Source organism: Streptomyces sp. Root1310, from assembly GCF_001426425.1.
Lineage (GTDB): Bacteria > Actinomycetota > Actinomycetes > Streptomycetales > Streptomycetaceae > Streptomyces.
The window spans coordinates 212,839-225,710 of the sequence record NZ_LMEQ01000007.1 but is presented as its reverse complement, the minus strand read 5'-3'; the positions used below and the strand labels follow the sequence as shown (position 1 = coordinate 225,710).

The following is a 12,872-nucleotide window of genomic DNA, read 5'->3' as shown; positions in this document are numbered from 1 at the left end:
AGAGCTGTTCATGGATCCCCTGGATCCCTACGTGAAGGTCAAGGCGGCGGGTGCGCTCGCCCGCAAGAAGCTCGGCCTGCGCTACCGCATGGCGGTGGTCCCGCTGGATCCCTCCCCGGTGCGCGGCAGCCACGGCAGGCTGCCGCAGCGGGCCGAGGAGGGTCCCGTCCTGCTGTGTTCACGCCCCGGTGAGGTCACCGGCTCCCTCGCCGCCACGGAGGTCAAGCCGCTGCTGCTACGGCTGGSGGGCATCGCCTGACGCCGAAGCCCGGTACCGCTCACGTCGGCCGTCTGCCTCCGCCGTCGCCCTCACGCGGAGGCGGGGCCGTCCGACCGCGGGGGCCGGACCGTGACGAGACGGGTGAGGCCCGACACCGACAGGACCCGTTCGAGCAGCGGGCCGGCGATGAGCTCGATGCGGTCGGCGTGGGCGAACAGGACGTTGAGACCGGCGCTGTCGAGGTATTCCACATCCGTCAGATCGACGACGACCGGCCCCGGTACGCCGTCGATCGCGGCGGCGAGGGTGCCGCTGTTGCTCATGTCGATCTCGCCCGCGACGGTCAGCAGCGTGCCGCCGTCGGAGTGTCCGCCCTGCGTGAGAGTCAGCTGAGTGGGCATCACAGGATCCTCGTGTGCATCTCGACGGTGGTGCCCAGGGGGCCGGGTGTGATGGTGACATGGTGTGACAGGGCCTTCATGATGCCGATGCCCCGGCCGCGGTGGGGCGAGCCGGCCGGATCGCCGGGCTTCCAGACTCCGCTGTCCGCCACGATCACCCGGACGGTGTCGGAGAAGGCGTCGGCGTGCAGGCGGACGGTCCCGTCGGGGGAGGCGCGGTGGCCGTGTTCCACGGCATTGGCACAGGCCTCACCGGCGGCGATCAGCACGTCCTGTGCGGTGCGCCGGGGCAGGTCGCACCGGGTGAGCCAGTCGCGCAGGGCGTGACGCGCGACGGCGAGCTGGCCGGACTCCGCCGGAAAGGAGAACCGCAGCGGGCCCGGATGCCGGTAGAGCAGCAGGGCGACGTCGTCGTCGTAGCCGCCTGCGGGAGCCAGCTCGGACATGAGAAGGTCGGCCAGTTCACGGGCGCCGAGGTCGCGGCCGTCCCGCAGCACCTCGCCGGCCCGGTCGATACCCACGTCCAGTGACTGCCGCCGACGCTCGACGAGACCGTCGGTGTAGACCAGGAGCGAGGAGCGGGCGGGGAGCGAACAGACGTGCTCGGGGCGTTCGTGGGAGGGGCGGATCCCCAGCGGCAGCGCGTGTCCGCCTTCGAGCAGGCGGGTGCCGCCGTCCGGGAGAGCGAGGACGCTCGGCGGGTGGCCGGCGCTCGAATAGGTCAGGCTGCCCGTCCGCGGGTCGAGAACACCGCAGAACACGGTCGTGCACATGGCGCCGGGGATGCCCTTGGCGAAGTGGTCGAGAGCCATGAGGGTGCCGGAGGGCCCGAGATCCTGGAGGAACAGGGCACGGCAGGCACTGCGCAGCTGGCCCATCACGGTGGCTGCCTGCAGGCCGCGTCCGACGCAGTCACCGACCACGATGCCGATCCGGTCGCCCGGCAGCGCGATGACGTCGTACCAGTCGCCGCCGATCTCCAGCGGTGGGGTGGCCGGCTCGTACCGCGCCGCGAAGCCCTCGGGCAGCAGGGAGGGACCGAGGATGGCGCGCTGGAGGGCCAGCGCGGTCTCGCGCTGCTGATCGATCTGGTGGGCACGGGTGAGCGCCGAGGCCAGATGCCCGCCGAGCAGCGCCAGCAGCAGTTCGTCCTCACGGCCGAAGCGGCGCGCCGGCTCCAGCTCGATCCACAGGGCCATCGGGCCCGCGGGGTGTTCGAGGAGGATCCCGGCCCCGTTCTCGCCGAGGACAGGAGTGAGCAGGGGATGGTTCTGCAGTTCACTGATGGCCCGTCGGCGCTCGGCCGGGATGTCCTGCCAGACCATGGGGCGGGTGGCGGTCACGTGCGGGTGGCCGTCCCCGGTGAAGACCGCCGACAGGACGTGCTCGGCGTGCCACAGCTCCCCGAGCCGGTCCAGGGCCGCCGCGAGCGCCTGGGGGAGGCCGACGGTCTCGGCCAGGCTGGTGCTGAGGGAGGCGAGGGCGCTCTCGCGCTGCACGGCATGCAGTTCGGCCGTGACGTCGCGGAACGTTCCCACGATCATCCGACGTCCGCTGTCGGGATCGCGGGCGTCGTTGAAGGCGGCTCTGACGTACAGCCGGTGTCCGTCCCGATGGGTGAGGGGAAGGGTGTGGTTGCCGTGGCCGTGGGTGAGCAGGTGGGCGAAGGCGTCGGCCACCGTGCGGTGGGCCGCGGGATCGGTCGTGGCATCCGGCCACCAGGGATGGTCCGGCGCGTAGGGCACTCCGTCGGGCCCGTGGCCGAGCATGGTGGCGAACGCGGCGTTGACCTCGAGGACGGTCCCGGTGTCGTCCATGACGAGCAGGGCCTCCTGGAGCGAGTCCACCAGGGCGGCGCGCCAGCGCACATGGTGGGTGCGCAGCCGTGCCAGTTCCACGTTGGCACGTACCCGGGCCAGCAGTTCGGCCGCGGCGAAGGGTTTGACGAGGTAGTCGTCCGCGCCCGCCGACAGTCCCTCGATGGACGCCTCCTGCCCTGCCCGGGCGGAGAGCAGCAGCACGGGGACCGAGGCGGTCCGGGTGTCCGATCGCAGGGCGCCGACCAGGGTGAGACCGTCCATCAGCGGCATCATCACATCGCTGACTATCAGGTCCGGAGCCGCGGCCCGGGCGGCGGTCAGGGCCGCCAGCCCGTCGCTCACCGCGTCGGCCCGGTAGCCGGCGCCGGTGAGGATGCGGACCAGGTACTCGCGCATGTCGGCGTTGTCGTCGACGACCAGGACGCGTGCGCGCACGTCCGGTCCGGAGACGGCGGAAGGGGACGAGGTGTCGTGCGTGGCCCTGTCCCGCACATCCTTGCCGCTGCCGGCCGGGAGCCAGCGCAGAGCCTCCTGCACGTAGGGGACGGCCACGGCCGACGCGGAGCGGGTCCGGGACGACTCGTGGACGGAGTCAGCGGGCAGGTGCGCGGACCCGAACGGCAGCCGGACGGTGAAACGCGTACCCCGGTCCGGAGTACTGTCCGCCGTGATGGTGCCGCCGTGCAGCAGGACCAGTTCCCGGACGAGGGCCAGGCCGATACCGCTGCCCTCGTGGGAGCGGGCCCGGACGCCGCTGATGCGGTGGAAGCGTTCGAAGAGGTGCGGCATCTCGTGCGCCGCGATGCCGACACCGGTGTCGGAGACCGTCACCACCGCCCGGTCGTCCTGCGCGCGGACCGTGACGCCGAGGGAACCGTCGAAGGTGAACTTGAGCGCGTTGCTCAGCAGGTTCAGCATCACCTTCTCCCACATGTCCCGGTCGACGTGGACCGGCCGGTCCAGCGGGGGGCAGTCGACGACGAGGCCGAGGCCGGCCCTGTCGACGGCGGACCGGAAGACGCTGGTGAGTTCGGCGGTCAGCGCGGCCAGATCCACCGGTTCGTAGCAGGCCTGGACCCGGCCGGCTTCGATGCGGGAGAAGTCCAGGAGGGTGTTGACCAGTTTCCCCAGGCGCAGCGCGTTGCGGTGGATCGCGTCCAGTTCCCGCCGGACGTCCACGTCGGCGTCCGCGAGGTGCCTCTGCAACTCCTCGACCGGCCCGGAGATCAGCGCCAGGGGGGTGCGGAACTCGTGGCTGATGTTGGAGAAGAACGTGGTCTTGGCACGGTCGAGTTCGGCCAGTTCCTCCGCTCGCCGTTGCTGCGCGCGGTAGCTGCGGGAGGAGGCGATCCCCGCGGCGAGGTGTCCGGCGACGAGTTCGACGAACCCCCGGTACTCCTCGTCGAGGGCACGGTATCTGTTCAGCGCGGCGACGAGGAAGCCGTAGGGTGTGCCGCCCGGTTCCACCAGCGGTACGGCCAGGGCCTGTTCGGGCGGATCGGGCCAGGCGCCGGCGGGCAGGTCGCCGAAGGGGTCGGCGTCCAGCCGCACGCACACGGAGGCGCCGTCCGCGAGGGCTGCCACGGGCCATGGGCCCGAGTCCTTCGACAGCCGTTCCGGAGCCGCCGGCCGGCCCGCCGGCCATCCCGTCGTACAGGCCAGACGCGCGCCGTCCTCGTGCAGGAGGTAGGTGAGGGTGAACGGCAGGTCCGCCAGGTTGCGTTCGAGCTGACGGCCGAGGAAGGCGAGCGTCTCCGCCTCCGTGCGCACGACACTGGGATCGGAGCCCAGGTCGCGCAGGGTCGCCATCCGGCGTGCGCCCACGACGCGCTGGGTCTCCTCGCTGACGACACACAGCATGCCCACCACGGCGCCGGCGTCGTCTCGCAGCGGGCTGTAGGAGAACGTGTGATAGGTCTCCTCCCGGTACCCGGACCGCTCCAGGAACAGCAGCAGCGCCTCGTCCCACGTCGCTTCGCCCGAGGCGAGGACGTGGTCGATACGGGGGCCGACATCGGACCAGATCTCCGACCAGACCTCGCGGGCCGGTCGGCCCAGCGCCCACGGGTACTTGCGCCCCAGCGTGTTGCGTCGGTAGGCGGCGTTGCAGAGGAACGTGAGATCCGGCCCCCACGCCATCCACATGGAGAAGCGCGACGACAGCAGGATGCGTACCGCCGTCAGCAGGCTCTGGGACCAGTCGGTCGGCGGTCCGAGGGAGGTGGCCGCCCAGTCGACGGTGGCGAGGTCGTCGCCGATGTCCGGATCGGCGGCGAAGGCCTCCGTCCAGTCGGCACTGCCCGGATCATTCACACCTCTGTCCGCGTACGCCACCTGATACCCGCTTCTCGTCCGTGATCGGTTCGCAAGCCGCACCCGAGCCGCACCGAAGTCGTACCGGTGTCCGCTGCTGATCCTTTTGCCACTACGACGCGCCTGTCCGCCCTGGAGCTCCGACAAATCTATTCCGCCAGGTCGGCGGATCCGGATGCATCGCCGATTCCGATCAAGGTTTGTTCGCTCCGCGGCCGGCGCGGCACGGCCGGGAGCGGCCTATGTGGCGAGGGTCCGTCGCCGTGCGCGTGCCGCGGACAGCTCCGCGGCGGCCCGGCGGGCACTCCCGGCGAGATGGGGTGAGCCCCACGCGAGCGCCGTGCGTTCGGCCAGCGCGTAGTTCTCGGCCGCCGCTCCTTCCTCGCCGAGGAGCCGGTACAGGTCGGCGAGGGCGTGGGCGAGAGGACGGGTCGCGTAGACCGCGCCGGCCGCGCCGGCCAGCTGGTGCCGGAGGGGCAGCAGGTGCTCGACCAGCGCGGAGGCGGTGTCCTGGTCGCGGTGCAGGACGGCGAGCTGGGAGCGGAAGTCGAGTTCCATGCCGTAGAGGTGATCGGTGACGGGTTCCGCGGGAAAGCTCACGTCCCGCGCCTCGTCGAGCCGGCCGAGGCGGGCCAGGACGAGAGCGAGCGCCACCCCGACCGGGGCACCCACGGAGTCGTACACCGCGCGCATCACCGGCTCGATCTCGGCCGTACGGCCCTGGGCGAGCCGGATGGTGGTCAGTCCCAGGGTGCGCAGACCCTGGGCGTGGTGTGCCCCGACGCGCTGCAACAGGACGTCGGCCTCGGCATACCACGACTCCGCCTCCTCGAAGCGGCCCGCGACGCCCGCCAGCATGGCCGAGGTGGCGGCGTTGACGCCCTGCGCCCACACCATCCGGTAGCGGTGCGCGAGCACCAGGCCCTGCGCGTTGTGCCGCCGTACCGCGGCCGGATCGTTGAGGGTGGCGGCGGTCATGGCGTCGAGGTTCTGGCACACCCAGCGGTAGGCGGGGAGATCGTGCGCACGGGCGAGCTCGCGCAGTTCGGCGACCAGAGGCGGCCGTGCGTCACCCGGTGCCTCGTGGGGGAGCAGCTTGGCGGACGTCATCAACGCGGCGGCCAGCAGCCGGGGTTCGCCGTTCGCGCGGGCGAGGCGCAGTTGTGTGCGGGCCGCCTCCAGAGCCCGGGGTGAGTCGTCGGCGGCCACCGCGTCGACGAGAGCCTGGAGCACACCCGCGCGGGCGGGATCGTCCAGGCCCGGATCGGACGCCAGCTCCTCCAGACGGGCCAGCAGGGCGGGGTCGTAGGAGCCTCCCAGCCTGCTGTGCCACGGGGAGGGTTCGATCCAGGCCCCGAAGACCGCCGCGACCAGGTCGCCCCGGTCCGCCTGCTCGGCCAGTTCGACCGCCCGCCGCCGGGTGCGCCGGGCCGCGTCCGTCGAGCCGGCCCGTACCTGCGCGCCGAGCAGCCGCACCAACAGGCCGACCGCGCGGTCCGGTTGCGCGTCGAGGCCACCCGAAGCGGTGGTGTGCACCTCGATCGCCTGGTGGATCAGCCCCACGGCGATGTCGTGGGCGTAGCGCCGCTCGGCGACCTCGGCCGCCCGCAGCGCGTAGCGGACGGCCAGGGGCGCGTCCGCGGGGCTGCCCGCATGCGTGAAGTGGTGTGCCAGGGCGGCGAAGTCGTCGGGGCGGTGGCGGCACAGCACCCGGGCGATGCGCGCGTGCAGACGTGAACGCCGCACGCCGGACAGGTCGGTGTACACGGTGTCGCGGACCAGCGCGTGCACGAACCGGACGCGGCCGGGTCCCGGCGCGGTCAGCAGCTCCGCGGCCAGGGCGGCGTCGAGCCCCTCCAGCATCTCGTCCTCGCCCGTGTCCGCCGCGTCGAGCAGGAGCGACACATCGGCCTCCAGCCCCACCGCGGCGGCCAGTCGCACCGCGGACCTGGCCGCCGCGGGCAGCAGGGCCAGGCGTCTGCGCAGGACGTCGCGGACGCCCTGGGGAACTTCGGAGATCGCGACCAGCGCCCCCTCGCTCGCCAGCAGACGGGCGCTCTCCAGGACGTAGAACGGATTGCCGCCGGTGCGTTCGGCGAGCGCCGTCACCGTCGCCGCGTCCACGGGTGCGCCGCACACGGTGTCCACCATGGTGGCGACGTCCCGCGGCGGCAGGCCGCGGAGCGCGATCCGGTGCGGCACGCCGGGGGCGAGGTGGGCGAGCGTCTTGACCAGGTGCTCGCCCACCTCCGCCGGACGGTAGCTGGCGACGGTGAGCAGGGGCACGTCGGTGACCGCGGCCGCCGCTTCCAGCAGGGCGAGCGTCTCGCCGTCCGCGCGGTGCAGATCCTCCAGGAGGACGGCCAGCGGAGACCCGGCGGCCGCGGCCCGCAGCCAGGCGGCGAGCGCGCGGTGCATCCGGAAGCGTCCGGCGGTCGCCTCGTCCGGGCTCGTGGCGGCCACATTCTCCGGGTTGCGCAGCAGGGCCGCCAGTTCCTCGGGCCGGGCCGGCGGCACTTCGCGGGCGAGCGTGCCGAGCGCCTCCACCCACGCCCAGGCGGGCGGCGCACCCTCGTACTCCGGGCAGTGCCCGACCACCACCCGCCAGCCATCGGACCGCAGACGGCCTTCGAGCCGGCCGAGCAGGGCGGACTTTCCCGCCCCGGCCTCGCCGGTGACCAGCACCACCCCGCCATGGCGCCGCGCGGCCCGCGCGGCGGCGTCCACGGCGCGCAGTTCACCGCTCCTGCCGACGAACAGGTGCTGCCCGGGCCGTGGTGTTCCGGCGGCGGCGAGGCCCGGCTCGGTCACGGCCGGCTCAGGGGCGGGAGCGGGCGCGGGACGCGCGAGCAGGGGACCGGACACGGAGGCGCGCAGCACGTCGAGCCGCTGGGCGAGCACCGCGTGCTCCAGCTCCGTCAGCATCGGACCGGGATCGCAGCCGAGTTCCTCACGCAGCGCGCCCGCGGCCCGGCGCAGCGCGGAGAGCGCGTCGGCCTGCCGGCCGCAGGCCCAGTGGGCGAGGACGAGCAGCCGCCACCCCTCTTCCCGCAACGGGTTCTCCCCGACGAGGAGTTCGGCCGCCAGAGCCGCCTCGGCCGCCCGCCCCGTGCGAAGATCGGCCGCTACGGCGAGTTCGCGGGCCTCGGTACGCAACTCGGTGAGGAAGGCCACCTCCGACGCCGCCCACCCCTCGTCCGCGTGCTCCGCGAAGGCCGGGCCCCGCCACCACCCGAGCGCCTCGGCGAGCAACCCCCGGACCTCCTCGGCCGACGCGTGGCGCGCGCGCTTCACCCGGTCCTCGAAATGCCAGGCGTCCACGGCGTGCCGGGGCAGCCGCAGCGCGTATCCCGGCGGAGCGGTGACCAGCACGGTGGCCGGGGCGCGCGCGGGCCGCCCCGGCTCCAGCGAACGGCGCAGGTTCGACACATAAGTGTGCAGGGACACCGTGGCCTTGGCGGGCGGCGCTCCCCGCCACAGTTCCTCCGCCATCCGGTCGACCGCCACGACGCTGCCACGAGCGGCTGTCAGCAGCGCCAGGACAGCCCGTTGCCGCGGAGTACCCAGTTCGACCGGCCTACCCCCGACATCGGCGCCCAGCGGACCCAGGACTCGAATGCGTAGCACGGCGCGCGAATCTACCCGAGTGGCCGGACCGGCCCGTCAACAGACGATAAACGCGAGGCTGACCGGCTCCAAGTGGCACTCCAAGCAGACGCCAAGAAGGAGGCGGACCCTGGGAGGCCGTTACCGAAAACCGATCGCTGGAGCCGGCAAGCGTGTCCCCCGACAGCACCATTGACGAACCATCCACAACAGCGCGTCCCTACACCCACGAGATGATCGTGGTCCACCGGATCTTCCGCCGAGAGTCGGCGCTCCTTCCTCGGCTGGTGCGCGCCGTGCCCGACGGCGGGGCGGCACGCGCGACGAAGGTCGCGCACCATCTGCGCGAGTACCTCGAAGGTCTGCACAGCCACCACTCCCTGGAGGACGAGCTCGTCTGGCCGCTCCTGCGTGAGCGCGCCCCGGACGACGCACTCGTCGCCCGCATGGAGGAGCAGCACCGGCGAATCGACGAGACCCTGGTGGCCGTCACCGACTGGATGCCCGCGTGGGAACGAGCGGCCGACCACATCGCGGGTGAGGAACTGGCGCTCGCGCTGGACGAGCACCGCACCGCGCTGCTCGAACACCTCGACGACGAGGAGCGGCTGGTCCTCCCGCTGATCGCCGAACACCTGACGGTCGCAGAATGGGACCTGGTCGGCCGGCGCGGACTGGAGCGGGTCCCCAAGGACAAGCTGCTGCTCGCCCTCGGCGCGCTCCTCGAGGAGGCCACGCCGGCGGAGCGCGCCTACTTCCTCGGCAGGGCCCCGCTGGTCGGTCGGCTGCTGTGGAAGACAGTCGGCCGGCGCCAGTACGCCACCGCCTGCCGCGCCCTGCGTGCGCCCCTGGACGGGGGAGCGGGACGGTGACCGTACTCGACTCCGCCCCGCACGACGTCCTCGACGCCTACCGCACCTGCGAGTTCGTCACGCTCGGGCGGGACGGCACGCCGCTGGCCTGGCCCACGGCCGTCCGCCGCCGCGAGGACGGGACGCTCCTGCTCACCACGTCCCTGGCCTTCGCGCAGAAGGCGCTGAACATACGCCGGGACGGACGTGTCGCCCTTCTCTTCTCCGATCCCACCGGCAGCGGCCTCGACCACGCCCCGCAGATCTTCGTCGCCGGACGGGCCGACTGTCCCGACCAGGTCATGACGGGACCTCAGGGCGCCGAGGACTACTGGCGGACGCTCTTCGAGCGGCAGCCGCACAGCCGCGCGTACGTGACCGCTGCGATGCGGCGGCTGATGGACTGGTACTACCTGCGCCTGCTGATCACGGTGACTCCCGAGCAGGTGATCGTACGGCCACCGCTCCCACCGCTCCCACCGCCTCCCCCGTCCGAGCGGCCCGGCCCGCGCGGGCGGAATCCGCTTCCGGGAGCCGACCGGCTCGCCGGCTTCCCGAGCGCGGTCCTGGCCGCCCGCGACGCCTTCGGAGGGCCCGTACTCGCCCGGACCCGGCCGGTGCCGACGGACGAAGGCTTCGTGGTGGACCTGCCGTCCGACTGCGCCGCCGTGCCGGGCCCCGCGTCCCTGCTGGTGCACCGGCACGACGACCGGCTCAACCACATGGACAACGCGCTCGTCCGCGGCGAGCTGCGGGCCGATGGCGACGGACGGCTGCTGGTTCCCACCAGGGTGGTGGAGCCGATGGGTTCGGGACGTCCGATCGACGCGGTGCGGCTCCTTCGCCGCACGAAGCGCACCACCCGCCGCTACCTGGAACAGCGTGGCCTGCAACGGCCTCGGGTGCAGTGGGACGAGTTCAGGACGATCGCGGCATCGGCATCGGCTTCGGCTTCGGCATCCGCACGGCGGCGGCGCGAGGCCTGACCGCACGACCGGCGGCAGAGAACGGCGAATGGGGCGGACCCTCGGGTCCGCCCCATTCCCCTCTGCGTCGGGCTACTCGACCTTGGCCCAGTCGAGCGTGCGTTCCACCGCCTTCTTCCAGCCCGCGTAGCCCTCCGCGCGCTGGTCTTCGGACCACTGGGGCTCCCAGCGCTTGGACTCCTGCCAGTGGGTGCGCAGCTCGTCGGTGTCGCGCCAGAAGCCGGTGGCCAGACCCGCTGCGTAGGCGGCGCCGAGCGCGGTGGTCTCGGCCACCACCGGACGGCTGACCGGTACGCCGAGGACGTCGGCCTGGATCTGCATGCACAGGTCGTTGGCCGTGACGCCGCCGTCGACCTTGAGCACGTCGAGGTGGACTCCGGAGTCCTGTTCCATGGCCTCGACCACGTCGCGGCTCTGGTAGCAGATGGACTCGAGGGTCGCCCGGGCCAGGTGGCCGTTGTCGTTGTAGCGGGCCAGACCGACGATCGCGCCGCGGGCGTCGGAGCGCCAGTACGGAGCGAACAGGCCCGAGAACGCGGGCACGAAGTACATTCCGCCGTTGTCCTCGACGGTGCGCGCCAGTGTCTCGCTCGCCGCCGCATCGTTGATGATCTTCATTTGGTCGCGCAGCCACTGCACCGCCGACCCGGTGACGGCGATGGAGCCCTCCAGGGCGTAGATGGCCGGGCTGTCGCCGAACTGGTACGCCACGGTGGTCAGCAGACCGTGCTGTGAACGGACCAGCTCCGTACCGGTGTTGAGGACCAGGAAGTTGCCCGTGCCGTAGGTGTTCTTGGCCTCGCCCGGCGCGTAGCAGACCTGGCCGACCGTGGCCGCCTGCTGGTCGCCGAGCACCCCGGTGATGGGGATGGCGGCGCGCAGCGGCCTGGAGGAGCGGGTCACGCCGAACGCCTCGCGGTGGGAGGACGGGCTGATGGTGGGCAGCATCTGCCGGGGGATGTCGAAGAAGCCCAGCAGCTCGTCGTCCCAGTCGAGGGTCTCCAGGTCCATCAGCATGGTGCGGCTGGCGTTGGTCACGTCGGTGGCGTGGACGCCGCCGTCGGGACCGCCGGTCAGGTTCCACAGCACCCAGGCGTCCGTGTTGCCGAAGAGGGCGTGGCCCTGTTCCGCCGCCTGGCGGACGCCGTCGACGTTCTCCAGGATCCACTGGATCTTGCCGCCGGAGAAGTAGGTCGCCGGCGGCAGCCCCGCCTTGCGGCGGATGACGTCGCCCTGGCCCGAGCGTTCCAGGGCCGCCGCGATGGAGTCGGTGCGGGTGTCCTGCCAGACGATGGCGTTGTAGTAGGGACGTCCGTTGCGCGGGTCCCACACCACGGTGGTCTCCCGCTGGTTGGTGATGCCGATCGCGGCCAGATCCTCGGGGGAGAGGTTGCCGTGTCGGAGCGCGTTCTGCATCACCGAGTTGGTGCGTTCCCAGATCTCCACCGGGTCGTGCTCGACCCACCCGGAGCGCGGAAGGATCTGGGCGTGCTCCAGCTGGTGCTTCGCCACCTCGTTGCCGGCGTGGTCGAAGATCATGAATCGGGTGCTGGTGGTGCCTTGGTCCACCGCGCCCACGAAGTCAGCCATGGGTTGCCGCCTCTGCTGTGGGTGTCATTCCTCGGGGGCCGGAACCCGGCCGGGGGGCTCGGGCTCCGCCGTCGGCAGGAACCGACCGATGAAAGCCTTGTAGATGCCCGCACCGAGCAGGCCGCCGATCAGGGGACCGACGATCGGCACCCAGAAGTAGAGATTCCCGTACTGATCTCGCCATGCTGTGCCGTAGCCCGTGAAGAAGCTCGCCAATCGGGGTCCGAAGTCACGTGCGGGGTTGATCGCGTAGCCCGCGTTGGTCCCCCACGCCATACCGATGGCCACGACGATCAGGCCGACGATGAACGGGGCCAGATTGGCACCCGGTGGCGTGTTCAGCAGGTCCGTGACCGCCAGGATCAGCAGGAGCAGGATGGCCGTGCCGATGATCTGGTCACGGAACGCCCCCCACTCGTGGACCGGCAGATTCGGATTGCCGTTGGCGGGGAGCGTGGAGAACACGCCCTGTGTCTTGATGGTGTGCCCGGGGTCGGCCTTCGCCAGTGCTTCGGTGTAGTTCCACCGCACGATGAGGGCCGCCACGAAGGCGCCGGCGGTCTGGGCCAGCGCGTAGGGCGCCACCTTGCTCCACGGGAAGCCCTTGAACGTGGCCAGGGCGACCGTCACCGCCGGATTGAGATGGGCGCCGCTCAGTCGCGCCGCCACGTAGACACCCAGGGTGACGCCGAGGCCCCAGGCCCAGGCGATGCTGTCGTGGTTTCCGAGTCCTCCCGGCGGCGTGGTGAGCGCTCCACCGGCGACCACCTGGGCCACCACACCACAGCCGAAGAGAATGAGAATCATGGTGCCGAGGAACTCGGCCGACATTTCGCCGACCAATCCCAACCTTTTGAATCGCTCAGCCATGGAAGCCCGCTTCCCGCCGGCGCTGAGCCGGCACGTCGACTGCTCGAGCTCTCCCGGACAACAGCATAAGGCGATCATGGACCAAGCGCACAAATGTGTCGTTTCATTGCTTTCCGCACCTCCCCGTCGCCGCTGCCGCGACACCTTCGACTACGGGCCGCTCACCGTCCGTGAGTGGCCCGTAGTCGAAGGTGTCGACAGTCGGCGGATCCCCT

At 72.0% G+C, this 12,872-nt stretch carries 7 protein-coding genes and 1 pseudogene; 3 read left to right on the top strand and 5 right to left on the bottom strand.

The features are described from left to right. Window positions 1-259 (top strand): annotated as a pseudogene (locus ASD48_RS16265) (alkaline phosphatase family protein); the annotation flags it as partial. A gap of 50 nt (window positions 260-309) precedes the next feature. On the opposite strand, the gene ASD48_RS16260 reads toward ASD48_RS16265, so the two are convergent. The 3 genes from ASD48_RS16260 to ASD48_RS16250 all read right to left on the bottom strand — a co-directional run bounded on the left by ASD48_RS16260 (window position 310) and on the right by ASD48_RS16250 (window position 8,381). After that, window positions 310-621, bottom strand: coding sequence for an STAS domain-containing protein (locus ASD48_RS16260; protein WP_057602347.1), 312 nt, complete (start codon window positions 619-621; stop codon window positions 310-312). After that, complete coding sequence (locus tag ASD48_RS16255) at window positions 621-4,586, bottom strand: SpoIIE family protein phosphatase (RefSeq protein ID WP_242432606.1); 3,966 nt, start codon at window positions 4,584-4,586, stop codon at window positions 621-623. Before ASD48_RS16255 ends, ASD48_RS16260 begins: the two co-directional genes overlap by 1 nt. A 408-nt stretch (window positions 4,587-4,994) precedes the next feature. Then, the gene (locus ASD48_RS16250) at window positions 4,995-8,381 is read right to left on the bottom strand and encodes a BTAD domain-containing putative transcriptional regulator (RefSeq protein ID WP_063887450.1); all 3,387 of its coding nucleotides are present in this window, start codon (window positions 8,379-8,381) and stop codon (window positions 4,995-4,997) included. Window positions 8,382-8,593: 212 nt separating this feature from the next. On the opposite strand from ASD48_RS16250, the gene ASD48_RS16245 reads away from it, so the two are divergent. After that, window positions 8,594-9,232 (top strand): hemerythrin domain-containing protein, encoded by a 639-nt coding sequence (locus ASD48_RS16245; RefSeq protein ID WP_063887449.1) that lies wholly within the window; start codon window positions 8,594-8,596, stop codon window positions 9,230-9,232. Then, the gene (locus ASD48_RS16240; protein ID WP_057602344.1) at window positions 9,229-10,197 is read left to right on the top strand and encodes a pyridoxamine 5'-phosphate oxidase family protein; all 969 of its coding nucleotides are present in this window, start codon (window positions 9,229-9,231) and stop codon (window positions 10,195-10,197) included. The genes ASD48_RS16245 and ASD48_RS16240 overlap by 4 nt, the downstream gene beginning before the upstream one ends. Before the next feature lie 72 nt (window positions 10,198-10,269). On the opposite strand, the gene glpK is transcribed toward ASD48_RS16240, so the two are convergent. Further along, on the bottom strand, window positions 10,270-11,787 hold the full coding sequence (gene glpK, locus ASD48_RS16235) for a glycerol kinase GlpK (protein WP_057602343.1): 1,518 nt from the start codon (window positions 11,785-11,787) through the stop codon (window positions 10,270-10,272). Between the two features lie 24 nt (window positions 11,788-11,811). Beyond that, window positions 11,812-12,657: an MIP/aquaporin family protein gene (locus ASD48_RS16230; RefSeq protein WP_057602342.1), complete on the bottom strand. Its 846-nt coding sequence runs from the start codon at window positions 12,655-12,657 to the stop codon at window positions 11,812-11,814. Window positions 12,658-12,872: the final 215 nt, after the last annotated feature.